Below are 25,591 nucleotides of genomic sequence, written 5' to 3'. Positions count from 1 at the left end.
TATCACGATTGTTTAATTTAAAAAAATACTTCAATGAAAAATACTTTAACTGCGGTTAATCCTATTGGCGGATACATTGAATTACAGCTACCAACTAAAAATGAATACTATCCCTCATTAAAGAAATTAAATACCGGAAGGAATTCTCTGGAATATATATTAAAGGTTAAGGGCTACACCCGTATATACCTTCCATATTTCACTTGTGAAGTATTATTAGAGCCCATAAAAAAGTTAAAGATTGACTTTGAGTTTTATCATATAGATAATAATCTCGATCCTGTGATTGATTTTGAGATAGGTTCAAATGAATGCTTTGTATACAACAATTACTTCGGCCTAAAGCAGCAAACAGTTACTATGCTGTCGAAGGTAATTCCAAATCTGATAGTCGATAACTCTCAGGCTTTTTTTTCTGCTCCATTGGAAGGTGTTGATACGTTTTATTCATGTCGTAAGTTTTTCGGCGTACCGGATGGTTCTTATCTGAGTATAAATTCTGAAACTCAAATAAGTCTTGAAGAAGACAATTCAACCGGACGCTTTTCTCATCTAATAAAAAGTATCAATTGTGGTATTGAAGCTGGCTATGCTGATTATGTCAAAAACAATGAGGTACTGATGAATAATTCTATTAAAAAAATGTCTCTGTTGACAGAAAGACTACTCTCTGCTATAAACTACCGCGAATGTAAAGCAAGACGTAATTCTAACTTTAAATTTTTAAATAAGATGTTAGAAAAACATAATGAATTAGGTGTTCAGTTTAAAAACATAAACGGGCCGATGGCTTATCCTCTTTTGATTTCTAAACCAGGATTAAGAGAGAAATTAATACAGCAAAAAATATTCATTCCCACTTTTTGGCCCAATGTTTTCGATTGGACAAGTACCGAAATGTTCGAAAATCACCTGGCGAAAAATCTCCTGCCAATACCGGTAGACCATCGTTACGACACAAATGATATGAAACATGTTGTTAATACTATAATCAATTTCTTATGAATCCATCTGTTTACTTAAGACCATTGAAAATTGAAGATGCTGAAATTTCCTACAAGTGGCGGAATCAACCCCATATCTGGTCCTACACAAAATATATTCCCGATAAGGAAATTACGGTAGAAACTGAGACAAATTGGCTCGCTGGAATTCTTACAAGACACGACGAAAAGCGCTTTGCAATTTGTTTAAAAGAAGAAGACCGGTATGTCGGGAATACTCAACTGCTAAATATTGCCGGCGGCACCGCGTGTTTTCACATTTTTATCGGAGAAAGTGATTTATGGGGTAAAGGGATTGCAAAAGCTGCTACTTATTTATTAATGCAGTATGCCTTTAGAACTATTAATTTAGAAAAAGTTAGTCTTGAGGTTAATGCCGCTAATTTACCAGGAATAGCAGTGTATGCAAAAATTGGATTTTTACCTGTCGGGCAGGACAACGAATTTATAAATATGGAACTTACAAAGCAACGGTTTGAGGAAGTGTTTATGAACGAAGAAGTCCTTTAATTCCAAATCCTGAATTCCTTTCTTTAAAGAGACCGGTAATCATAAGGTTCTTTTTCTATGGCCCACCCAGGAATCATTTTTTACAAACGCTTTTTTTCAGACAGCGATTTTGAATTTAAAGCTGTTTTATCAGGCTGATAAAGACATAAAATCTTAAAAAGCTTTTATAACCAAATCTTCTCACTTAAATTTTCACCTATGACACGAATAATTACTATTGATCAAAAGGATAAATGGAACGAATATATTGAGAACTCGTTTCAAAGCGATTTTTATCACACCTGGTCATACCATTCAATTGATCAGACTGGAGATCCTTTACTGTTTGTTTATGAAGAAAATAACTTATTTATAGCATTTCCCTTAATTAAAAGAAAAATTGACAACTCTCCGTATTTTGATCTGACTTCTGTCTATGGCTATACCGGGCCTGTCTCAAATACAAAATTTGATGAGATTAACGAACTGTTAATTAAAAACTTTCAAAATGAGTTTCTAACTTTTCTTCAGAAAGGCAACTATGTATCGGTTTTTTCAAGGTTAAATCCCTTTTTTAACCAGGAATCAATAGTCCAGTGTTTTGGTGGATTGTATTATAACGGAAAAACGGTAGCCATTGATCTTACATCTTCACATAAAGAACAAACATCTAATTACAGAAGAGCTTTTCATGGTAATATTAAGAAATTAAGAAAGCTGGGTTATATTGTTAAAGAGGGGAATTCAATCGAAGATATCCGGACTTTTGTAAGTATTTACACAGAAAACATGGATCGCATTGGTGCGTCTGAATCATATTATTTCTCGGAAGATTACTTTAGAAATATTCTTGAATCAAAAGAGTATCAAAGCAAACTTTTGATGGCATACAATGATGATGATCTGGCTGTTGCCGGGATGATCATTACTTGCATAAATGGCATTATACAGGCACATCTCTTATCAACAAGAACCGAGTTTTTACATCTGTCTCCTGCTAAACTCCTGGTTGATGAGGCTACGATTATTGGTAGAGAGTTAAATATGAAATACTACCATTTAGGAGGGGGGGTCGGGTTTAAAGAAGATTCACTATTTAATTGGAAATCAGGCTTTTCCGACTTGCACTTACCATACTATACATGGAGATACATTGTCAATGAACCTGTTTATAATAGTTTGTTAGAAAAGGCGAATATTGAAAAAAGCGCGGAAATAGATTTTTTTCCATTATACAGATCGGGATTTAGAACGAGTCCGATCCTGGTGGAGTAGCCATCTTTTATTTAATATTCTGAAACGGAGCAATAGATCTCTTAATTAAATTCTGTCTATGATTCAAATAATCTCTATTCACCAGCAAATAAAGTGGAGGGAATATATAGCAAAGTCTTTACAATACGACTTTTATCATACCTGGTCCTACCACTCAATCGATAAAACTGGTGATCCGTTACTTATTGTTTATGAAGAGAATAACTTATTTATAGCCATTCCATTAATTAAAAGGAAAATTAAAAATTCAGATTGTTTCGATCTGACTTCAGTTTATGGATATACAGGACCGATATCAAATATAAAGTTTGAAGAAATTGATGAAAGTTTTTTAAAAAACTTTCAAACTGAATTCTTGAAATTTTTGAAGGATGGCCAATATGTTTCTGTTTTTTCCAGGTTAAATCCATTTTTCAACCAGAAAGTAGTTCTGGAAAATTTTGGTGGATTGTATAGTAATGGAAATACGGTTGTTATTGATTTAAGAATTTCGTATAAACAACAAATACAAAATTATAGTAGTTCACATTCAAGGAGTAATAATAAATTGAGAAGTATGGGCTGCACTGTTAAAGAAGCATCCTCAAGTGAAGATATCCGGGTTTTTGCCAGCATGTATAAAGAAAATATGGATCGGATTGGCGCTTCAAGTTTCTATTATTTTAATGATGCCTATTTTAAAACTATTCTTAAATCAACAGAGTACCAAAGTAAGTTGATAATGGCCTATGATGGAGACCAGGCTATGGCCGGAATGATTATTACTTGTATAAATGGCATCATACAGGCACATCTCTTATCAACAAGAACCGAGTTTTTACATTTATCTCCTGCTAAACTCCTGATCGATAACGCTTCTATTATTGGTAGAGACTTAAATATGAAATATTACCATCTGGGAGGAGGAGTCGGGTTTAAAAAAGATTCATTATTTAAGTGGAAAGCTGGCTTTTCCAACCTGCATTTACCATACTATAGCTGGAGATATGTTGTTGATGAAAAAGTTTATAATTCTCTATCGGCAAATGAAGGAATTAAAAACGCACATGAGATTGATTTTTTTCCATTATACCGATATAAACAGTTTGTGACTCAATAATTCTTTTTTCTGTTTTGATCCTGCCTTTTTTCCTGGCCACCTGGACTTATTTAGCAGGTGAAATTTCTATCTGTTCGAATCACAATTAAATAACCTTACCATGATACAGACATTTTTATTTGGGAAAGCACAAAGCCGTTGGCTTATCTTATTGATTGACCTTATTGTTGCAATCTGGGCGTTTTCAATATCCTTTTTAATATCCACAAAGTTCTGGTATTTGGATATGTTTACATTAGAATACCTCTTATCTCTCTGCTTGTATTCCTTTATTACAACGCTCGTTTTTATCGGTATGAAAATTCATACAGGCCTGATAAGATATTCGAATACTACAGATATCTTTAGTATATTTTCCGCTACATTAATTTGCAATGTTATTTACTGGGTGGCAATTCAAGGTGCCTTGCAGCAATCCGACAGGTTTGCTCACATCCAGTTTAAACAAATAATTATCTTTAATTTTTTTATTTCTTCAACTATGCTGATACTTTTTCGCCTTTTGGTAAAAAGCATGTATCATTTCTATACAGACCTTCATAGGGCGCAAATAAAACCAATTATTATATTTGGATCTGACAGGTCATCTGTACTTATAAAACAAGCTTTTGAAGACGATCCTGAAATTAAATATGAAGTTTTAGGCTTTATTGACGACGATGTGGATAAAGTGGGCAAATATATAGAGCAAAAAAAAGTATTTAAGTCTTCTTCAATTAAATCTTTAAAAGACAGATATTCCAGTGCCGAGTTAATAGTGAATAGTAACTGTTTAAACAGGAATGGAAAAAAACAAGCCATTGAAAAATGTATTGAAGTGGGTATCAAAGTTCTTACCGTTCCGCCTGCAGATCAGTGGTTAAACGGCCGGTTGAGCTTAAATCAGGTTGCTGATTTAAAAATTGAAGATCTTTTACAACGGCGACCCATTGTTTTAAACAAAACAAATATTTTAAATGAGCTTTCCGGAAAAAGAATTTTGATTACAGGTGCTGCCGGGTCAATAGGATCTGAAATTGTACGACAGGTTACAACCTATAATCCAGAGCTTGTTGTTTTATGCGACCAGGCCGAATCTCCGCTGCACGAACTACAATTGGAGCTCGAAGATAAATTAACGGCCAGCAGGGTTCAGATATGTATAGCTAATATTCAGAACGTTAAAACAATGAAGGGCATTTTTAATGCCTATAAGCCCCAGGTTGTGTTTCATGCAGCAGCATACAAGCATGTGCCAATGATGGAGAACAATCCCTGCGAAGCGATTTTAGATAATGTAGTGGGTACAAAAAACATAGCTGATATCTCTGTTCTGTTTGGGGTTGAAAAATTTGTAATGATTTCTACAGACAAAGCCGTTAATCCCACTAATGTTATGGGAGCCTCCAAACGTCTCGCTGAAATGTATATCCAATCTCTGAATAACTTAGAAAATGCGGAACTGGATGAAAGCGGGTTTCTTCAGATGGCATTGTTAAACAATAGCCAGGCTATAGCTACTCCAACAAAATTTATCACTACCCGGTTTGGAAATGTGCTGGGCTCGAATGGTTCGGTTATACCTCGTTTTAAAGCTCAGATTGAACGTGGCGGACCCGTTACGGTTACCCATCCGGAAATAACCCGGTATTTCATGACCATTACCGAATCTGTACAACTCGTTCTTGAAGCTGCAGCAATGGGTAATGGCGGCGAAATATTTATTTTTGATATGGGAGAACCGGTAAAAATTGTAGACCTGGCCAGCAATATGATAAAACTAACCGGACTTGTTCCGGGGAAAGATATTAAAATAGAATTTACAGGCTTGCGTCCCGGCGAAAAATTATATGAAGAACTTTTAAATAAAGAGGAACTTACAATTCCGACGCATCATGAGAAAATAAAAATTTCACGCGTCATTTTGTACCCTTACCAATACATACAACAAAAAATCAATGAGTTAATAAACCTGAATAATTGTGCCGATGAAATAGAGGTAGTGAGTAAGATGAAAGAAATCATTCCTGAATTTAAAAGCAATAACTCGAGATTTTCAGAGCTTGATTTGATCCTGCAAAACTTATAAAAATCTGTCTTTTACATGTAATCAAATTCTACCTCCCACAATCCTCAACATCGAATTACCTACAAGAGGTGATACACACCCCTTTCTACCTTCACCTCATAATTTGAGGATAATAACCTGCTTATTTAAATAAAGATGAATAAAGATATTCATGTTGGTGAATTGATTGAAGAGGTAATTCGATCTAACCATCTCAGCATCAGCGATGTTGCAAGGAAGATTCATGTAAACAGACGTTCGGTTTACAATTGGTTCAAACAGAAGGCCTTGCGTCCTTATACCTTACATAGAATTTGCTATGTGCTGGCGTATGAATTTTCTGTGAAGCTACCCGACTATTTTAAGCAGGAATTAATAGATAGCAGTGATTTTACACCTCCTTCTGCCGAGAACCCTCCTGTTAAAGAAGGAGATCCGGAAGCTAGTTCTGTACAATACTGGATAAATAAATATATCTATTTACTGGAAAAGTACAATGAAACACTTGCAAAAGGAGTATCTAAAGATGATCCCTCAGCGAAAAAAATAAATAAATAAATAAATAACACCTATCACCCTTTGACCAATTCCTTATAAAGAAGCATGTACACCCTTTTATCTAAAATCTTATGAATAAAGAAATTCATGTTGGCAAATTAATTGAAGATGTAATTAGATCTAATTATATAAGCATCAGCTCTGTTGCCAGAAAAATTCATGTTAACAGGAGGTCAGTATATAATTGGTTCAAACAAAGCGACTTGCGTCCTTATACTTTGCATAGGATCTGCGATGTATTAGTGTATGAATTTTCTGTTAAGCTCCCCGAATATTTTAACGAGGAATATATTGATAAGAAGAGTTTTAGATCTCCTTCAGAAGAGAGAGTAGAGACTATTGATGCAGATCCTGTAACTAATTCAGCAGAATACTGGATAAATAAATATATCTACCTGCTGGAAAAATACAATGAGGTATTGGCAAAAAGGGATAATTAAGAATAGCCTATTTGAAAAAAAATAAATCAGCTATTAATTAAATAATAACTACCTTTCTTAAAAACCAATTAACTTTCGATCTTAAGTTTTAAAGTATTATTGCCCTGCGTTTGCCTCTGGTAATCTGATATTTTTATTAATTTGATTGAGATAGAAGTTTTTAGGGCCCTCAAGGAATAAAATCCTTGAGGTTTTGGATTAATATCCTGTTAAAGTACTATTTTACAATAATTCCAGATCTTAATCTGGAGATTTGCAATTTTTTAACGAACAAAATATTTTATAATACGTATTGTTATTATTGATATATTTAAAAAAAAATAGAAGATATAATAACATTAAATAATTCAACCCCTCTGATACTCACCCAATTAATTTCACATGAATATTTTTGTTGCCAGCCTGCCTTATCAGCTTGAAGAAGCTGATGTTAAAGAAACCTTCGAAGAATTTGGAGCTGTTTCTTCAGTTAAATTAATCCTGGATAAAGAAACAGGAAAGAAAAGAGGATTTGGATTCGTAGAAATGCCAGATGATGAAGAAGCTCAAAAAGCTATAACCGAATTGAACGGTTTAGAAGTTTTTGGCCGCACAATCTCGGTTTCTAAAGCAGAAGACAAACGCGAAAGCAGTCCTCGTCCTCAAAGAACTTTTTCAAACCCTGACAGAAGCAGTGGTGGAGGATATAAAGGCGGGAACAGTAGTGGGGGCGGTTATAATAAAGGAGGAAGCTCCGGTGGTCGCAGTGACTATAACAAATCTGGAAACAGAGATCGAAATAAAGACGACGGAAATCGTTGGTAAAAAAATGAGGTGAACATTCACCTCATTTTTTTTGTCTTTTTTTTACCTCCCGATAAACTTTACTTTACAAGAGATTCACCTACTTCTGTTGTAATCCCTATGTCTGCGGGATATTCTTAATTCAATTGTGCAATCCTCTTTTTATTGTCGGTTCAACGTTTTAATTCTGACCTGAAATTTTAGATTAACAACTTAATTTTAAATCAATATTTTAGCAGAAATTAAAATCATTAAATATCCTGGAAATGAAAAGAGTTTATCTATTATTATTTTGCGGTTTCATTGCAATAAGTGTAAAAGCGCAATCTAAATCTGAAAAACAAGTAGCAGCTTCTGTTGAAACTTTGAAACAAGCTATGCTTGATGGCAATAGAACCGCACTTGAAGATATCGCTTCGAATGAGCTGAGTTATGGTCATTCCAGTGGAAAAATTGAAGATAAAGCCTCTTTTGTGGAAAGTATTGCCAGTGGAAAATCGGATTTTGTCACTCTTGATCTCACAGAGCAATCTATTAAAGTTTCAGGCAAAACAGCCTTAGTAAGGCACAAACTATCCGCCAAAACCAATGATAATGGCAATCCTGGTAATGTTAATCTAGGTGTACTATTAGTATTTCAAAAACAAAAAGGAGATTGGAGACTCCTGGCACGGCAAGCATTTAAATTATAGTCAGAACAGTCTTGAAATTTTTATTTTAAATGTACTGGAGGGCCATGATTTATCGTGGCTCTTTCTAATTCTGATTTAATCTGTGAATCTGCCAGAGCATACTACTCGCAAAATCTAAAGAGAGAGCCCGCCTGTTTTCGGGCAAGCTCATGCAAGCCCCTCCGCACGAAGCCGGCGGACTTAAAGAAAAATAAATTCTGATGAAAATAGTTGTAGTAGACGCATATACATTAAATCCGGGCGATATGTCCTGGGATCTAATTGGCAGTTTTGCAGAAATAGAAATTTTTGAACGTACTTCTAAAACTGAATTAATTGAAAGGTGTATTAACGCTGATATAGTTTTAACGAATAAGGTGCCCTTCGACAAAGAAACGCTCAACCAGCTCCCCAACTTAAAACTGATAGCTGTTACTGCTACAGGTTACAATATTATTGATACCGACGCAGCAAGTAACAGGGGAATATGTGTTTGTAATGTACCTGATTACGGTACAGATTCTGTTGCCCAGCATTCTTTTGCATTTATTCTGGAACTGGTAAATCAGGTAGGTTTACATTCGGCTTCCGTTCATAAAGGTCAATGGGTCACTTCGCCCGATTTTAGCTACTCCTTAAGCCCTCTGACGGAATTAAAAGGCAAGAGCATAGGACTTGTTGGATTTGGTAATATTGGTCGTAAAACGGCTGAAATAGCAAAAGCTTTTGGAATGCGTGTATTTTATAATACTCCCAGCAAAAAGGAAACATCCTTAGGTGAATTTAAAGACCTGGATTCCCTGTTTAGTGAAAGCGATTTTATTTCTCTCCATCTGCCATTAAAACCAGATAACAAACAATTCGTAAATAAAGATCTGATAGGGAAAATGAAAGCGGGTGCCTTTCTGATTAACACAGCAAGGGGGCAGCTAATCAATGAGCAGGATTTGGCGGATGCTTTAAACTCCGGTCAGATTGCCGGTGCAGCCCTGGATGTTTTATCAACAGAACCGCCTTCGGGCGATAACCCCTTGTTAAACGCGAAAAATTGTATAATTACTCCTCACAATGCATGGATGAGCAAAGAGGCGAGGGAAAGAATTATGCAGATAACTTTTGAAAATTTGCAGGCCTTTATAAATGGAAAGCCTGTCAACAAAGTCAATTGACCAGATCTAAAGTAAAAAGTTTGACAACTTTTTGAAAGTTGTCAAACTTAACCTGAATGAGAGCTCATCACCAATATGATGATTATTTAAAAAATTAAACCTCCAGGTCTTTCATTATAGAATTAACCTTTTCATCTAATTCTTTATCGACTTTTTTATAGTTTGATTTATTATCCAAAGGCGCATTAACACTGCAATAAAATTTGATCTTAGGTTCCGTGCCAGATGGACGTGCGGAAATAATACAGCCATCCTCGGTAATAAATTGCAAAACATCCGATTTAGGGAAATCCAGGACTTTAATTGAACCTGAACTCAAATCAGTTTCTTTCTGCAACTCATAATCTTTCAATAATATTACTTTCGATCCGCCAAGACTTACAGGGGGATTGTTTCTGAAGCGTTCCATCATCGCTTTAATTTCTTCAGCCCCGCTTTTTCCGGTTTTGGTGACAGATACAAGCTTTTCTTTGTAAAGCCCATATTGTTCATACATTGACAGCATAGCCTCAAATAAGCTGCTTCCTTTATCTTTGTAATATGCCGTCATTTCTGCAATGAAAGCAGCCGAAATTACGGCATCTTTATCGCGAACCAATTCACCGATCAGATATCCGTAACTCTCTTCCCCACCACCTATAAAGGTTTTTTTACCAGACAGGCTGGTCATCAATTCACCGATATATTTAAATCCTGTTAAGGTATTGTAGCATTCTACTTTCTTAGATTTTGCAATCTCATCAATGATGTAGGAAGTAACAATTGTCTTAACAATATATTCATTTCCGGTAAGCTTACCGCTTTCTTCCCAGGCAGTTAACAAATAGTTTATCAATAAACTTCCGGTCTGGTTTCCATTTAAAAGGATAAACTCGCCTTCGTCATTCTTAACCGCAATTCCGACTCTGTCGGCATCAGGGTCGGTAGCCAGAATTAAATCTGCATCGGTTTCTTTCCCTTTAGCCAGGGCAAGAGTCAAGGCTTCCTTTTCTTCCGGGTTAGGATAAACCACCGTTGGGAAATTTCCATCTGGTTTTATCTGCTCTTCAACCAAAATTACATTACTGAAACCAAAGCGTTCCAAAGCTTGCGGAACCAGTGTGATTCCGGTTCCATGAATCGGAGAAAAAACTATCTTAAGACCGGTTTGACGTTTAATAGCTTCGGGAGATACCGAAAGCTCAGTAATTTTATCCAGGTAAAGTTTATCAATTTCCTCGCCCAGAAGTTCAATATTTTCTTCCACCCGGTTAAACTTCACCTTATCTATGCTGCTTATCTGGGCAACTTCATCCATAACCATTTTATCGTCCGGAGAAACAAACTGGCCGCCATCGGCACCGTATGCTTTATACCCGTTATATTCTTTGGGGTTATGAGAGGCTGTCAGCATTACTCCGCTTCTGCATCCTAACTCTCTGATGGCAAAAGACAGCAGCGGAGTAGGTCTTAATTCTTTAAAGAAATAAACATGGATTCCATTCGCAGAAAACACCTCCGCGGTAATATTTGCGAAATAATCAGAATTGTTTCTGCTATCATGCGCTACCGCTACTTTTATCTTTTCTCCCGGATATTTTTTCAGAAGATAATTACAAAGTCCCTGCGTAGCAGTTCCGATAGTGAATTTATTTATTCTGTTCGAGCCATTTCCCATTAAACCTCTAAGTCCACCTGTTCCAAATTCCAGATCTTTATAGAATGAATCCGTTAACTCGGTATAAGATTTATCGTTTAATAGTTTCTGAACACTGGTTTTCGTATCAGAATCATAACTTCCCTGAAGCCAGGTATTGATTTTTTGTAGTACAGATGGCTCTAACTCTTGCATATTAAATGATTTTATTTTTCAGAATGTATTTTGCTTACAAGTATACAAAGATTATAAAATAGCTATATTGGTTAACTCATAAACTTGTTTGGTGTATTTATAGTTTTTTCATTTTTACACAGTCACCGATAGGATTAAAGGCTATAGAACAAGTTAAATAAAAAAAATATATGGTTGGCGTTCTAAATAAAAGTTCTTCTAATCAGTTCGATAAAAAAATCCTGATCTTATCAATTATTACTTCGCTGTTTTTACTGTGTTCCTACCTTGTCTTTTATTCTAAGTTAAATTTAGTATGGTTTGGAATTCTGCATGAGATCTTGATGATTCCCTGTTTGTTAATGCAGCCTTTCTTATTGTTTCTGGCGGTTAGAGGATTTTACAGATCCCGATTTAATTTTACGGCGTATTCTTTTATCTCTGCTGTAGTTCTTTTTTTATCAATTCTTTTATCCTGGTGGGGATTATTTCAATAAGACCCACCGAATTCCCCGATCGTAAATCATCAGAATTTTTCTTTTTGAATCATTGCAAATGTTAGCAAGCTTAAAAAGGATTAATCCTTCCTTGCGTAAACATACTAATTCCCGATATCACATAAAAAACAATCATTAGGATAACAAGTATTCCCATAAAGGCATAATGGCGATTTAAAAACTTGATAGCTGTTCCTAAATACGCAGTATCATTAGCCTCTATAGCAAGTTTGGAGTATTTTGAAAATTGCCACAGATAGTAAATTGGAAAAAAATAAATCAATCCTATTACTGCCAATGGTAGCATTGCAAGAATACTAACCATTTTGAAAAATTGTATAGAGGCTAGGCCCATAACAATTATTACCAAACTAATAAAGCAAAATCCCAATAAGGATAGAAATTTAGTCCAACGACGGGTCGATCGTAGATGATGAATGCATATGCTATCAAACCTGATAGATTCAGGAGCTTCCTGGGGTGAAAGGTTTTCCATTGGTGAAATGTTAGGTTTTATCGTCTAAAGGTAATTACTTATCCCAAACTTACAACTAGATGTGTTTATCACGACTAGTGGCTAATGCCCGGACATTTTTTACTTTGTCGGTATTAAGTTTAAATTTGTCGCCACATCTTGTCACCACATAAGGAAACAAGGCGAAAAAACACTGTTTAAAGCACTTAATAGTTGAAATCATATGAACCACTGGTTAGTAAAATCAGAACCGTTTAAATATAGCTGGGATAAATTTAATGCAGATGGACGTACATTTTGGGATGGCGTGCGAAATTATCAGGCTCGTAACAACCTGAAAGAAATGAAAGCGGGTGATCTGGTTCTATTTTACCACAGTAATGAGGGAAAGGCTGTGGTTGGAGTGGCAAAAGTAGTTAAAGAGTTTTATCAGGATCCTACCACAGAAGATAAAAATTGGGTTGTTGTAGATTTAGCACCTGTTGAAACTCTAAAAAGACCGGTTACACTTGAAGAAGTGAAAGCAGATGAGCGCCTTCAAAATATTGGTTTGGTAAAACAGGGTCGCTTATCTGTCATGGGACTAAAAGCAGAGGAATTTGACCGGATTTTAGAGTTGGCCAATCAGTAAGCAAAGGGTACAAAAAATTCTTTTTCAGTGAGGGTTAATTCATCGCTCAGCCTAATCTTACAGGTTTTTAATCTTCAATATCAGAGAAAAACGCTTTAAGCTCCGTCGCATCATTGGGTTTCATTTTTCCGGCTAAAATTAAACGTAGCTGCCTGCGCCTTAATGCATGCGAAAAAAGGTTTTGCTCTTCTTCGGTTTCTGGTACCAGCTCAGGTACTTTAGCTACTCTTCCCGCATTGTCCAGGGCCACAAAAGTATAATAAGCCTCATTACTTTTATTTTTCTCGCCTGTCGGGATATTTTCAGTCCATACTTCCAGACGCACCTCCATAGAAGTAGTAAAAGCCCTGGTTACCTTAGCGCTTATCGTTATAACATCTCCCAGTTTTACCGCTTTTTTAAACGAAACATTGTCTACAGATGCTGTAACCACAATATGGTTACTATGTTTCTGTGCCGAAATGGCTGCCGCTATATCCATCCAGTGCAGCAAACGCCCACCCATAAGGTTATTGAGTGTATTTGTATCGTTAGGTAGCACCAGTTCATTCATGATAGTAAATGATTCGCTGGCTTTTTTAGATTGTACGCTCATGATTTAAATATAAGGGATAGCAATGAAATTGGAATAGCTTAATTTCTAATCTCAGAAAATCCTAAAAGTTCATCCCACCTTGCGCCCGGCTTGTGAAAATAAAAGAAAACTTGATAGATATTATTTGTCTGATAAAAAGATCCTTCAAAAGGCGCCGTGTCAACCGAATTATTTTCCGCCCAGATATATTGATAATCATAAACACCCTGTTTCACAAACATACTTCCATAAAATCTCCTTCTTGTGGCATCGTAAGTAAGCCTGTTCTCTTCCTTTAACTGATAGTCGTTAAACTTACCAACAATATATGCTTGTCCGCTCTCAGAGGGAGCTTCAGAAACGAGTTCGAGCTTTATAGCCGCATAATCAGCATCAGTTCGATTGTTTCTTCCTTCCTGGCTTCTTATAAAAAAAGCGCCGTTTTCATCATAATTAAAGGTATAACCGACACCGCTTACGTTCGGATCAGGAAGGAGCTGCACAATATTGGCCGAGTCGCGTGTGATTCTGGCAACACGCTCAGTTTGAAAACGCAGGCTACGAATATCAAATCTTCTGAACTCATTGCCACCCGGAAAATCGAATGTTCGGATATCATTATAAACCAATTGATTCTGACGTACAAACGCCGGACGTTCGGCCCATTTGGCATTGTCAAAACGACCATTTTGCATAACCAGAGCCTTCACATCTACATATGGATTCTGTACAGTGAGTTGTGGATGATTTACAATGAAATTCACCTTTTGATTTTTGTCCCGAAGCGAAACCTGGTTACTTGCGACGATTTCTGCAGTTATGGTAACAAGCGGGTTTACAACAAAAAATCGCTTGGTCAATACAAGCTTTCGCTGATCACCATCCTCATAAACCTTAAGAAGATAATTTCCCGAAATTTTAGGTTTGATACTGAAATTCGGTAATATTAATTCGTAATGAGTAAATTTTTGAAGAGTATTAAAAGAAAACCGGTAATCATTAATCCGGTCTTCGGTAAAATTTTCAAGATAATCGATAGGAGAGAGGCGACTACTGTTCCAGCTGGCGTCACAATGCTCAATTGTGTATGATAGGTTTCTGCTGCCAGCCCTCAAATCATCGAATCCTAAAAGCAATTCGTCATTTGAACCCAAAGTAATAACGGGTAAAGACTGTTCTTTTACCCGGTTATAAAACTCAACGCTTTTAATTGAAGGCAAATATGACTTGTCCTGGTAAACAATCGATTCTGATCTGGCCGAAGAATTTGAACCTGTGGACTGCGATGTTCCTTGCTGAACCGTACAGGAAGTAAGCAACAGAATCAGCAATAATAAAGGAGTATTAATTTTCATACTCCTTTATTAACACAAATTAGATTGAGGCGTTTTCAAGTTCTAATATTTGTTCAGCTAAAGTCTCCCATTCGGTTTGTGAGGAATGTAAATCGTCTTTGGCTTTTTTATATCGCTCATTAACGGCGTTCAATTTAGCTGACTCATTATAAAGAGCATCATTGCCCAATTCGGCTTCAATGTTCCTTACATCCAATTCTAAATCAGCGATTTTCTCTTCTAATTGTTGTAAGCTTTGATTTAACTTTTTAAGGTTTTTGCTTCTATCGTCGATAACAGGAGCCTTTTCAGTAGCTTTTTCCTGCTTTTTAACTACAGGTGTTGAAGGTCTTTCTACAACTGGTGGCCTTTTCGATTGCCACTCTTCGTACTCTGCATAAGTACCCGGATAGGCTTTAATCTGCTGATTTTCTATATACCAGATTTTATTAGCCACATTATCAAGGAAGTACCTGTCGTGAGATACAGCTATTAAAGTACCCTCATACTGCTGTAAAGCCTGAATAAGAATATTTACAGATTGTATATCAAGGTGATTGGTCGGCTCATCCAGAATTAGAAAATTGGCATCGGCGGTTAATGCCTTCGCTAATGCTACCCGGGATTTTTCTCCTCCGGATAATACCTTGATTTTTTTGAAGGCATCATCTCCTGTAAAAAGAAAACATCCCAGTATCGAGCGTAGTTCTGTTTCAGTGTGTTTAGGCGCAAAAGCCTGCAGCTCTCTTAAAATCTCATTCTCCAAATGAAGAGATTCTAACTGATGCTGCGCAAAGAAAGTTGTAGAAACATTATGTCCGGTTTCGGCCATCCCATCGAATTCTTTATCAGTACCGGCAATTATTCGCAATAAAGTTGATTTTCCTTTACCATTCGCACCGATCAAAGCAATTTTATCACCCTTTTCGATCACTGCATGCGCATCGTTTAAAATTTGCAGATTGGGATAGGCTTTGCTTACATGCTCCATTCTTACAACATGCCGGCCAGATTGCTTACTAAACTTAAAACTGAAGTTTACACTCGGATTATCATCATCCACGTCATCCACACGCTCCATTTTTTCGAGAGCTTTAATGCGTGACTGTGCCATTTTAGCTTTACTAGCTTTCGCACGGAAGCGTTCAATCAGGCGCTCTTCCTGCTTAATTTTAGCTTGCTGATTCTTATACTGACCACTTTGAATCTCTTCACGTAAAGATTTCTCTTCCAGATAAAAGCTATAATTACCTGCATAAGGAATAAGCTTTCCTTTGCGGGATTCAACAATTTTTTTCACTACACGATCCAGAAAATATCTGTCGTGCGAAACAATCACAATTGCTCCCTCGTAAGATTGCAGATAGGTTTCGAGCCATTTAATAGATGGCAAATCCAGGTGATTGGTTGGCTCATCCAACAGAAGAATGTCGGGAGTTTGAAGAAGGATCTTTGCAAGCATAACCCTCATGCGCCACCCGCCCGAAAAGGTCATTAAATTTCGCTTTTGATCTTCCTCACTGAAACCTAAACCAGCTAAAATTTCGTGTGCCTTGAATTCAATATTATATCCGTCAAGAGCTTCGAATTCATGTTGTTTATCACTAAGCTTATGAAGAACGTCTTCAGAATAATCTGTTTCGAGTTTATTAAGAAGTATTTCTATTTCTGTATGAAGCTGATTCTGGCGTTCGAACGCTTCCATAGCCACATGCAAAATACTTTTGTCTGTTTGGTATGATAGCAAATCCTGGTTCAGGTAACCCATTTTCAGGTCCTTAGCCATTGATATAGTCCCACTGGTAGGGTTATATGCTCCTACAATTATTTTTAGTAAAGTTGTTTTACCGGTACCATTGGCGCCAATCAGGCCAATTTTTTCTCCTGGTTTAATGTGCCAGTTTGCTTCGTCGTACAATGCTCTTGCACCAATCTCGAAAGTAAGGTTGTTAATCGCTATCACGGCGCGAATTTACGATTTTTATAGATGATTTTTTGAAGGGAAACAAAACAACTGCTCTTAATGAAAAAATGCACCATTCCTGTGTAACAGGCTTTTGCATTTGAAAGCAATAAAAGCAAAATAGATTAGACTATTTATTAAACCACCTGATGATGCTGTTAACACAGAAAGCTCTTACAAAGTATCCGGCGAACTTGAGATTCATTAAAGTTTTCATTGTTTAGATTGTTGTATTAATAGAATAACTGTTATTCGGTGATAATATTGTTAATTCTTCAATCAAAAATTTCATTTGGGGGCATCTATCCATAAAAACTAAACTTAAAAAGTTATTTTTGCCATCCCTTTGCAGAAAGCGATCATTAAATATGAGTATCTCGACAAAATATAATCCAAAAGAAACTGAAGATAAATGGTACAAATACTGGTTAGAAAAGAAGTTTTTTCGGTCTGTACCAGACGAGCGTGAGCCATATACTATTGTAATTCCGCCGCCAAATGTTACCGGTGTATTACACATGGGGCATATGTTAAACAATACTATCCAGGATGTGATGATCCGCAGAGCAAGAATGCTCGGTAAAAATGCGTGCTGGGTTCCCGGAACTGATCATGCATCCATTGCAACTGAAGCAAAAGTGGTGGCCTTACTTAAAGAAAAAGGTATCGAAAAGAAAGATCTGAGCCGCGAAGAATTTTTAAAATATGCCTGGGAATGGAAAGAAAAATACGGTGGAATTATTTTAAAACAGCTTGAAAAATTAGGCGCTTCGTGCGATTGGGACCGCACAAACTTTACCATGGATCCTGCTCTTTCTGAAGCAGTATTAGATACGTTTATTCACCTTCACAAAAAAGGCTTGATTTACCGTGGTATTCGTATGGTGAACTGGGATCCTAAAGGATTAACAGCTGTTTCTGACGAAGAAGTAATCCGTAAAGAAGTAAATCAGAAGCTGTATTATATCAAATATAAAGTCGTTAATACTGACTCTTATTTAACGATTGCCACCACCCGGCCCGAAACCATTATGGCCGATGCAGCAATCTGTATCAACCCCAATGATGAGCGTTATAAGCATTTGAAGGGCAAAAAGGTATCTATCCCTTTAATAAACCGTGAAATTCCAGTTATCGAGGATGAATATGTGGAGATGGAATTTGGTACAGGATGTTTGAAAGTTACACCGGCACATGATTTAAATGATTATGAGCTCGGCTTAAAGCATAACCTTCCGGTAATAGATATTTTAAATGATGATGGTACTTTAAACGCAAAAGCCGAAATATTAGTAGGGGAGGATCGCTTTATCGCCAGAAAAAAAATAGCCAAACTGCTTGAAGAAAGTGATCAGCTTGAAAAAGTTGAAGACTATAAATCCCAAATTGGATTTTCTGAGAGAACGGATGCTGCAATAGAACCTAAGTTATCAATGCAATGGTTCTGTAAAATGGAGGAAATGTCGAAGCCTGCATTAGATTACGTGTTAAATGGTGAAGTCAAACTTATCCCTGATAAATTTATCAATACTTACCGCCATTGGATGGAGAACGTAAAGGATTGGTGTATTAGTCGCCAATTGTGGTGGGGACAACAGATTCCTGCCTGGTATCTTCCAAACGGACAATATGTGGTTGCAAAAACCCGCGAAGAGGCGTTTGAACTGGCCAGAGTTGACAACCCGAATATCAACCCTCAGGACTTAACACAGGATGAAGATGTTGTAGATACATGGTTTTCTTCATGGTTATGGCCGATTTCTGTTTTTGATCCGTCAGTATGTGGAAATCCCGGAGCGAAAGGTAATGCAGATCTTAATTATTACTATCCTACAAACGACTTAGTTACCGCGCCGGAAATTCTTTTCTTCTGGGTTGCCAGGATGATAATGGCTGGTCATGAGTTTCGCGGTGAGAAACCCTTCACAAACGTTTACCTGACAGGAATTGTACGTGATAAACTAGGCAGGAAAATGTCTAAATCCTTAGGTAATTCTCCTGACCCGATAGACCTGATCGAAAAATTCGGAGCTGATGGTGTTCGCGTTGGAATGTTGCTTTGCTCCCCTGCAGGAAATGATCTAATGTTCGACGAGTCATACTGTGAGCAGGGAAGAAATTTTGCCAATAAAATATGGAATGCTTTCAGGCTCGTTAAAGGCTGGGAAGTAGACGAAAAACTGGATTTTGTAAACGAGAAAGCTGTTGACTGGTACGAAACCCGGTTTAACGACGCTTTGTCCGAAATTGAAAGTCATTTTGGTCAATATCGTTTATCCGAAGCCCTGATGGCTACCTACAAACTGGTATGGGATGATTTCTGCGCCTGGTACTTAGAAATGGTTAAGCCAGTTTACCAGCAGCCAATTGACCGGAAAACATTTGACGCTACAGTGAATTTCTTTGAGCGGATCCTCACTTTATTACATCCATTTATGCCATTTATAACAGAAGAACTTTGGCATGATGAATTATTCGGAAAGAGGACCGAGATGGACTGTTGTGTTGTAGCAAAATATCCGGTTTCCGGTACTGTGAATTCACAATTACTTAAAGATATAGAAGCAGTAAAACAGATAGTTTCAGAAGTGCGAAACATTCGTAATATCAAACAGATCTCTCCCAAAGAAGCTCTGCCTTTGGCAATTAAGATCAATTCGGATGTTGCTTACAGTAACTATTTCAATATCATAAATAAACTCGCAAATATTACCCAAATTTCACTTGTAAGTGATAAACTGGATGGGGCCGCTGGCTTTATCGTTGGAAGAGATGAATTTTTTGTTACCCTTGCCGGCAATATCGATGCAGAAGCAGAAAAGGAAAGGATCACGAAAGAACTGGTTTATTTAACAGGCTTTTTGAAGTCCGTTAATGCAAAACTCTCTAACGAAAAATTCGTTCAAAACGCTAAGGAAGAGATAATTGTAAATGAGAAAAATAAAAAAGCGGACGCTGAGGCTAAAATCGAAATCTTAGAAAGTAGTCTGAAATCACTTTAGTGTTTGTAACAAGATCCTTATCATCTTATAATTTAAATTATCATTTATATTTTTAGCGCATGAAATATTCTTATCTATACCTATTAGTATTTTTTGCTCTTTCAGCATGTAGTCCAAAAGCTGAAAAGAAAGCAGAAACTCTTGACCCTAAGTTATTAATTAGTTGCGAAGGTGTTGGTGATGTGAAACTAAAAGACACGTACGCTGATCTTCAAAAAAAACTGGGAGATTCCGTTCTATCAGAACACGAAAATAACGTAGCCGGAAAATTCACTTCCGTTTGGGAGAATAGTCCTAAACACCTTAACATTTATTGGCAGGAAAGTCAGGCTCCCTTCAAAACTATAAAATATATAGATGTAATTGACGGGATGGCTCCTTATATGACAATAGATAGTATAGGAGTTGGTATGTCATTAAAAGATCTGGTAAAAAAGAATGGAGGCATGGCAATCACCTTTAAGAATTTCAGTGCGATGAGTGAACCTGGTGTTATTAAAGGCTATAATAATGGAGAAATTCCAAAATCTAATCCATGTTTGGGAGGTGTTTTAGAATGGACCGACCAAAAGCCTATTGATGTAAATGAAATGAGAGAATTTCAGGCTCAGGAGGAGATAAAATCTTTTGATAGAATTCTACAGAGATATGATGTGGTGTTAAGCATCATTCGCCTTAGCCCGAAATAATTATATGTGATAACCCGCAGGAGGCAGTCTCAAAAGTCTATGTCTGGCTAATTAGATTTCAGCATCTCTGAATCTCGGGTTGACGGTTCAGACTTTTGTGACAGCCTCTGTTTTCAATTAAAATCCCTCCGGGAATTAATTCAGGAATTTGTCTAACTCATTGTTGTACTGCATCAATATCTTACAGTCTTTTTATAGGACTGTAACCTGGCCCAGGTACTGGCTGTTTGAGATTTTTTTCCTGTCGTTAGATATAAAAGCCATATATGTTTCTGCCGTGGTTCCCTGGAAGTTCACCTTTAGTGTTTCATTGCCTTTATAACGGTTTGCACCGCTGCAGATCCAAAAAGCATTCTTTTTTTCAGGGATATAAGCCAGCAGCATCACCTGGTCATCGTCATTTGCCTTTGCTTGCGACTTTGTATCCCAGCTGAATTCCAGTATACAATCATTCGCAGCAATAACTTTTGCACCGCTTGCTCCGGGGAGGTCGCCATAGCTGATCATGATAGAGGGGAAGTCGAGTTCAAAATCAGGATATACACCCTTCACTGCTTTCGAATTACAAGAGAATGCTGCCTGCATACCGGTCATCCGGCCCGAATAATCTTTAAATCCTAAACTAACCAGAGGCGCAAAACTTTTAAGCCAGGTATTCAGGAAGTTGAATCTTGCTCTGGCTGCAAGCTGTGCCGGTGAAGGCTTTCTGTTTTTTTTAATTTTGGGCAAACTGCGTATATACTCTACATCTTTCCACTTGCATACCACTACGCCACCCACTTTTCCGCTGAGCTGTCCGAGCGGTCCATTCGTTAAACGTGCCATATAAATTTATTTAATTTTTTTGATAATTAAACAGTACCCAGGTTATACGAAAGTCTTACCAGGAAGTTATAAAAGATGTAAATCAAACGGACTTAAAACGAATATGTACCGCAGCTTATTTGCACTTTAGCATTCAAGGTGCGTCTAATGTGCGAACAAGGTCCGTTTAAAGTCCGTTTTAATGGAGACGACGTTCATACCAGTATATAGTTGTGGTCTAATTTCAAATGGTTAACATTGGGATGAAAACAAAGAGAAGTATGTCACCTTTAGCGGATAAATATTTTAGATAGGCATGGAGTACATCAGGATTTCTTTCAAGCCCTACAGGTGTCCGCTTAAAGCTTTAAATTTATTAACTTCACAAGAGACATCAGGAATTGTCAAAACTTGAAGAGGGGTTAAGAAATTGGTGAAATCTAACTGGATTTCCGATAAATTGAATAAAAAAATACCGTTAAAAACCACCTTTGCTGTTTCTTAAAACGTAATTTAACCAGAAATTGTTAAAAAAAAAGCTGCTTCAAAATTGCTTTTGAAACAGCCAGTCGTCGAAACCTGAAAATTATATAATTTTAATAAGAGTTTAAAAACTGCATTTACAATTTGTTTTAGCGAATACCGGCAGTCAACCCTTTAATGTGTTCTTTAATTTCCCAGCGGGTTTGCTCGCTTCCGGTATTAAGTAAATTAATGTTATGAATTTGTTCGTTCCTGGTATGAATCTGTAGTTCACAAAATTTATGATTAATGCTTAAAATATCTTCCGAATTAATGGTGATTAGTTCATTTCGTTCTTCAGATAAATAAATTAATTTATTATCAGTAATCTCTATCAATAAAGGCTTCCTGTTGATAGATTTAGCCAGGTATCGGATTGTTGCACCAATCAGCAACGCACCAGTAAAAAAAGTTGAATATCCCGGAATTAACACTATTGCGGTTATCGTGGCAATAATGATAGCAATACCAATTAAGATACTGGTACTTGAAAGATTCCGTTGAGTTGAGGGCGTTAAAATAGAATTCTGCTTGATTAGGTGCACTTGCATAACTCTTTATTTTTTTAGATTGTTACGCAGCTTTTAATAAGAAGGTTACATTTATTTTTCGAAAAAAGGTAAACTTTCTACAAACTCATAATTCTGGCCCTTGATGCTGATTTTACATACATAGTGTTGCAATCCATTACTTACAAATAAAAGCGGCACTTTATGAATAATATTGTACCGGGCTATCTGATCAAAAGCATTCTGGGTTATTCTGACGGAGGGTGCTTTGCATTCAATTAATAGTATTTTTTCGCCCTCAGAATTAAATACAACAATATCTGTTCTTTTTTGGAGCGAGTTGAGCTTTAAGCCGCCTTCAAGCTTTATTAAGGTTTTGGGATAGCCTCTTTCCCGTATTATATATTGTACAACGTGTTGCCTGACCCATTCCTCCGGAGTAAGCACCAGAAACTTCTTCCTGATTTCATCAAATATGTAAGTAATATCTGTTTCCTGTTTTATTTTAAACGGATAGGATGGAAAGTTTAATTGAACGGGTTCGAATATCACGAAGCGAATTTCAGAAAAATCTTTTTAAGGTCTATCTTTCTTAGGCTTTTAATTCGCGTTTTTCTTAATTTGGCGCTCTGATATGACTGCTGCTGCATTACAAGCTGATTTAAAAAGCCGGAAATTTAAACCTGTTTATCTTTTCCACGGTGAAGAATCTTATTACATCGATTTATTTAGTGATTATATAGAAAGCAACCTGCTCACGGATGCAGAGAAAGGCTTTAATCAAACAGTGCTCTATGGCCGGGATACGGATGTCATGGGATTACTGAATGCCGCAAAGCGATTTCCGATGATGAGTGAGTACCAGTTAGTACTTATAAAAGAAGCTCAGGAAATGAAATGGGGAAAGGAAGGCGATGATAAAAAAGCTCCTGATCCATTATTGAGCTACCTCGAAAATCCTGCCCCCGGCACCATTCTTGTTTTTTGTTTTAAACACGCAAAATTCGACAAACGAAAAAAAACGTATAAGGCTATAGAGAAAACCGGAGTTGTGTTCGAATCTGCAACTATTTATGAAAATAAAGTTCCGGCCTGGGTTGATGATTTTGTTAAAGACAAATCCTATCGCATACATGCCAGAGCCTCTGCAATGATTGCAGAATATCTTGGAAATGATCTGTCAAAAATTTCCAATGAACTTGAAAAACTCATGTTGAATGTTCCTAAGGGGCAGGAGATTACAGTTGAAGATGTTCAGAATAATATAGGAATCAGCAAAGAATATAACGTTTTTGAACTTCAGGATGCACTGGCAAAACGCGATCCATTTAAAGCAAACCAGATCATTGATTATTTTACTGCCAATCCTAAAGCGAATCCTATTCAGTTAGTTTTTGGTGCCTTGAATACATGGTTCACAAAAATATTGAAATACCATTACGTTCCTGACAGATCGCCGCAAAACCTGGCGAGAGAACTTGGCGTTAATCCATATTTCATAAAGGATTATGAATTAGCGGCAAAAAATTATGATGCGTTTAAGGTGTTTACGATATTTAGTTACTTACGGGAATATGATTTAAAATCTAAAGGTGTTGATTCTTCAGGTAATACAACAGACGGAGAATTATTGAAAGAGTTGGTATTTAAAATAATCCATTAGAACCGTTCATAAAAAAGAAAGCCCCGTCGCTTCAGTATGAAAGAAGTGTAAGCGTCGGGACTTTGTCTATGAGAAAAAGAGCTTAACTCTCAACTCATAAAACAGATTCTTTATGTGAGTTTTGCTGTATTAAAGATAAGGAATTTATCCGGATTTACCAAAAAAAGACAGGAAAAAAGAAGCTGTTTTTTAACTATTTACCTGTAAAAAATTTCCTCTAAATAATTCAGCGCTAGGAGAATTGTAATCTTTTGCCACTTCCTGATTCTATCAGTTTTCCATTTTCATACACTATTTTACCAGACACTATAGTATGGGTAATGGACGACTTGAATTCATACCCTTCAAAAGGGCTCCACCCGCATTTAGAAATAATATTGTCTCTTGAAACCAGAGATGTAGTGCCCAAATCGACCAGCACCACATCTGCCCAGTATCCTTCGCGTATAAATCCGCGGTTTTCGACTCTGAAGCAAATCGCAGGATTATGTGCCATCTTCTCGACAATCTTTTCTATCGAGATCCCGCCTTTTTTATAAAACTCCAGCATAGCCAGTAAGGAATGTTGCACTAAAGGGCCTCCTGATGGCGCCTGCAAATACGGTTTAGATTTTTCTTCTCTAGTATGAGGCGCATGATCGGTTGCAATCACATCAATTCTTCCGTCTAAAACGGCATCAAATATTGCTTTACGGTCGTCAGCAGTTTTAATTGCAGGATTCCACTTTATCCAGTTCCCTTTTTCTGAATAATCTTTTTCCGAGAACCACAGATGATGCACGCAGGCTTCGGCTGTAATCTTTTTATCCTTTAATGGAATAGTATTATCAAATAAGGCAGTTTCTATAGCTGAGGAAATGTGAAGTATATGCAAGCGTGAATTATGCTTTTTGGCAAGAGCAACCGCAAATGAAGAAGATTTATAGCATGCTTCGGCTGTTCTGATTAGCGGATGCATTTCCGGAGTAATCTCTTCTCCGTATTTCTGTTTAAATATTTCCAGGTTTCGCTTAATCGTTTCTTCATCTTCGCAATGAGTAGCAATTAACATAGGAGTAGAGCTAAAAATTGATTCAAGGGCCTTTTCATTATCAACCAGCATATTACCGGTAGAGGATCCCATGAAAATTTTTATACCGCATACATTTTTTGAATCAGTTTTAAGAACTTCTTCCAAATTATCATTAGTTGCGCCCATGTAAAAGGAATAATTTGCCAATGATTTTTCCGAAGCGATTTTATACTTGTTCTCCAGCAATTCTTGTGTTACAGTATTGGGGACAGTGTTTGGCATTTCCATATAGGAAGTTATTCCCCCTGCAACCGCGGCTCTGCTTTCAGTATAAATATCTCCTTTATGTGTTAAGCCTGGCTCACGGAAATGCACCTGATCGTCAATGCATCCGGGAAGTAGGTATTGTCCTTCAGCGTTAATCTCTTTGTCTGCCCGTACATTTAAAGACGATCCTATTTTCTCTATAAAACCATTATTAATAAAGACATCACCTGTAACTTGTTTTCCTTCATTAATTATTATTGCCGATTTTATCAGAATAGAAGACATTGGATTTTCGATTTACTTT

At 36.8% G+C, this 25,591-nt stretch carries 23 protein-coding genes; 14 read left to right on the top strand and 9 right to left on the bottom strand.

Translation table 11 applies throughout. The features are described from left to right. Positions 1 to 33 precede the first annotated feature (33 nt). The 10 genes from WG906_RS12865 (at position 34) to WG906_RS12820 (ending at position 9,535) form a co-directional block, all read left to right on the top strand. Positions 34 to 1,005 (top strand): hypothetical protein, encoded by a 972-nt coding sequence (locus tag WG906_RS12865; RefSeq protein ID WP_339993086.1) that lies wholly within the window; start codon positions 34 to 36, stop codon positions 1,003 to 1,005. Continuing rightward, on the top strand, positions 1,002 to 1,514 hold the full coding sequence (locus tag WG906_RS12860; protein ID WP_339993085.1) for a GNAT family N-acetyltransferase: 513 nt from the start codon (positions 1,002 to 1,004) through the stop codon (positions 1,512 to 1,514). The genes WG906_RS12865 and WG906_RS12860 overlap by 4 nt, the downstream gene beginning before the upstream one ends. Before the next feature lie 198 nt (positions 1,515 to 1,712). Further along, positions 1,713 to 2,768 carry a GNAT family N-acetyltransferase gene (locus WG906_RS12855; RefSeq protein WP_339993084.1) on the top strand — a complete coding sequence of 352 codons (1,056 nt, stop codon included), beginning with the start codon at positions 1,713 to 1,715 and terminating at the stop codon, positions 2,766 to 2,768. Positions 2,769 to 2,826: 58 nt separating this feature from the next. Then, a complete protein-coding gene (locus WG906_RS12850; protein WP_339993083.1) occupies positions 2,827 to 3,867 on the top strand; it encodes a GNAT family N-acetyltransferase in 1,041 nt (346 codons plus the stop codon). A gap of 100 nt (positions 3,868 to 3,967) precedes the next feature. Then, the gene (locus WG906_RS12845) at positions 3,968 to 5,935 is read left to right on the top strand and encodes a polysaccharide biosynthesis protein (protein WP_339993082.1); all 1,968 of its coding nucleotides are present in this window, start codon (positions 3,968 to 3,970) and stop codon (positions 5,933 to 5,935) included. A 135-nt stretch (positions 5,936 to 6,070) separates the two neighbouring features. Beyond that, on the top strand, positions 6,071 to 6,472 hold the full coding sequence (locus WG906_RS12840) for a helix-turn-helix domain-containing protein (RefSeq protein ID WP_339993081.1): 402 nt from the start codon (positions 6,071 to 6,073) through the stop codon (positions 6,470 to 6,472). A gap of 71 nt (positions 6,473 to 6,543) precedes the next feature. Next, a complete protein-coding gene (locus WG906_RS12835) occupies positions 6,544 to 6,912 on the top strand; it encodes a hypothetical protein (RefSeq protein ID WP_339993080.1) in 369 nt (122 codons plus the stop codon). Positions 6,913 to 7,293: 381 nt separating this feature from the next. After that, on the top strand, positions 7,294 to 7,716 hold the full coding sequence (rbp, locus tag WG906_RS12830; protein WP_339993079.1) for an RNA-binding regulator: 423 nt from the start codon (positions 7,294 to 7,296) through the stop codon (positions 7,714 to 7,716). A gap of 245 nt (positions 7,717 to 7,961) precedes the next feature. Further along, positions 7,962 to 8,387 (top strand): nuclear transport factor 2 family protein, encoded by a 426-nt coding sequence (locus WG906_RS12825; RefSeq protein ID WP_339993078.1) that lies wholly within the window; start codon positions 7,962 to 7,964, stop codon positions 8,385 to 8,387. Positions 8,388 to 8,587: 200 nt separating this feature from the next. After that, positions 8,588 to 9,535 (top strand): D-2-hydroxyacid dehydrogenase, encoded by a 948-nt coding sequence (locus WG906_RS12820; RefSeq protein ID WP_339993077.1) that lies wholly within the window; start codon positions 8,588 to 8,590, stop codon positions 9,533 to 9,535. A 94-nt stretch (positions 9,536 to 9,629) separates the two neighbouring features. On the opposite strand, the gene WG906_RS12815 is transcribed toward WG906_RS12820, so the two are convergent. Next, on the bottom strand, positions 9,630 to 11,366 hold the full coding sequence (locus WG906_RS12815) for a phospho-sugar mutase (protein ID WP_339993076.1): 1,737 nt from the start codon (positions 11,364 to 11,366) through the stop codon (positions 9,630 to 9,632). A gap of 546 nt (positions 11,367 to 11,912) precedes the next feature. Beyond that, positions 11,913 to 12,338 carry a hypothetical protein gene (locus tag WG906_RS12810; protein ID WP_339993075.1) on the bottom strand — a complete coding sequence of 142 codons (426 nt, stop codon included), beginning with the start codon at positions 12,336 to 12,338 and terminating at the stop codon, positions 11,913 to 11,915. A gap of 202 nt (positions 12,339 to 12,540) precedes the next feature. Between WG906_RS12810 and WG906_RS12805 the strand changes: the two genes are divergently transcribed. Beyond that, positions 12,541 to 12,948, top strand: a complete 408-nt coding sequence (locus WG906_RS12805; RefSeq protein WP_339993074.1) for an EVE domain-containing protein — start codon at positions 12,541 to 12,543, stop codon at positions 12,946 to 12,948. A 67-nt stretch (positions 12,949 to 13,015) separates the two neighbouring features. Here WG906_RS12805 and WG906_RS12800 read toward each other — a convergent pair whose 3' ends face one another. From WG906_RS12800 to WG906_RS12790, 3 genes are read right to left on the bottom strand one after another with little or no spacing between them, the layout of a single operon-like run. Then, positions 13,016 to 13,543: an acyl-CoA thioesterase gene (locus WG906_RS12800; RefSeq protein WP_339993072.1), complete on the bottom strand. Its 528-nt coding sequence runs from the start codon at positions 13,541 to 13,543 to the stop codon at positions 13,016 to 13,018. 38 nt (positions 13,544 to 13,581) lie between these two features. After that, positions 13,582 to 14,877, bottom strand: a complete 1,296-nt coding sequence (locus tag WG906_RS12795; RefSeq protein WP_339993070.1) for a type IX secretion system plug protein — start codon at positions 14,875 to 14,877, stop codon at positions 13,582 to 13,584. A 19-nt stretch (positions 14,878 to 14,896) separates the two neighbouring features. Continuing rightward, on the bottom strand, positions 14,897 to 16,819 hold the full coding sequence (locus WG906_RS12790) for an ABC-F family ATP-binding cassette domain-containing protein (RefSeq protein ID WP_339993069.1): 1,923 nt from the start codon (positions 16,817 to 16,819) through the stop codon (positions 14,897 to 14,899). A 368-nt stretch (positions 16,820 to 17,187) separates the two neighbouring features. Here WG906_RS12790 and WG906_RS12785 point away from each other — a divergent pair, with 368 nt between their 5' ends. Both WG906_RS12785 and WG906_RS12780 read left to right on the top strand, forming a co-directional pair. Beyond that, positions 17,188 to 19,821: a valine--tRNA ligase gene (locus WG906_RS12785; RefSeq protein WP_339993068.1), complete on the top strand. Its 2,634-nt coding sequence runs from the start codon at positions 17,188 to 17,190 to the stop codon at positions 19,819 to 19,821. 59 nt (positions 19,822 to 19,880) lie between these two features. After that, on the top strand, positions 19,881 to 20,510 hold the full coding sequence (locus WG906_RS12780) for a hypothetical protein (protein ID WP_339993067.1): 630 nt from the start codon (positions 19,881 to 19,883) through the stop codon (positions 20,508 to 20,510). A 192-nt stretch (positions 20,511 to 20,702) separates the two neighbouring features. Here WG906_RS12780 and WG906_RS12775 read toward each other — a convergent pair whose 3' ends face one another. The 3 genes from WG906_RS12775 to WG906_RS12765 form a co-directional block, all read right to left on the bottom strand. Continuing rightward, positions 20,703 to 21,335, bottom strand: coding sequence for a DUF6266 family protein (locus tag WG906_RS12775; RefSeq protein ID WP_339993065.1), 633 nt, complete (start codon positions 21,333 to 21,335; stop codon positions 20,703 to 20,705). A gap of 611 nt (positions 21,336 to 21,946) precedes the next feature. Continuing rightward, complete coding sequence (locus WG906_RS12770) at positions 21,947 to 22,387, bottom strand: hypothetical protein (protein ID WP_339993064.1); 441 nt, start codon at positions 22,385 to 22,387, stop codon at positions 21,947 to 21,949. A gap of 51 nt (positions 22,388 to 22,438) precedes the next feature. Beyond that, positions 22,439 to 22,894, bottom strand: coding sequence for a type I restriction enzyme HsdR N-terminal domain-containing protein (locus WG906_RS12765; protein WP_339993359.1), 456 nt, complete (start codon positions 22,892 to 22,894; stop codon positions 22,439 to 22,441). Between the two features lie 85 nt (positions 22,895 to 22,979). On the opposite strand from WG906_RS12765, the gene holA reads away from it, so the two are divergent. After that, positions 22,980 to 24,008: a DNA polymerase III subunit delta gene (gene holA / locus WG906_RS12760; RefSeq protein ID WP_339993063.1), complete on the top strand. Its 1,029-nt coding sequence runs from the start codon at positions 22,980 to 22,982 to the stop codon at positions 24,006 to 24,008. A 232-nt stretch (positions 24,009 to 24,240) separates the two neighbouring features. Here holA and WG906_RS12755 read toward each other — a convergent pair whose 3' ends face one another. Then, positions 24,241 to 25,572: a dihydroorotase gene (locus tag WG906_RS12755; protein ID WP_339993061.1), complete on the bottom strand. Its 1,332-nt coding sequence runs from the start codon at positions 25,570 to 25,572 to the stop codon at positions 24,241 to 24,243. Between the last annotated feature and the right edge of the window lie 19 nt (positions 25,573 to 25,591).

This window comes from Pedobacter superstes, from assembly GCF_037622515.1.
Lineage (GTDB): Bacteria > Bacteroidota > Bacteroidia > Sphingobacteriales > Sphingobacteriaceae > Paradesertivirga > Paradesertivirga superstes.
The sequence above is the reverse complement of the archived record's forward strand: the minus strand, read 5'-3'. Positions and strand labels throughout refer to the sequence as shown.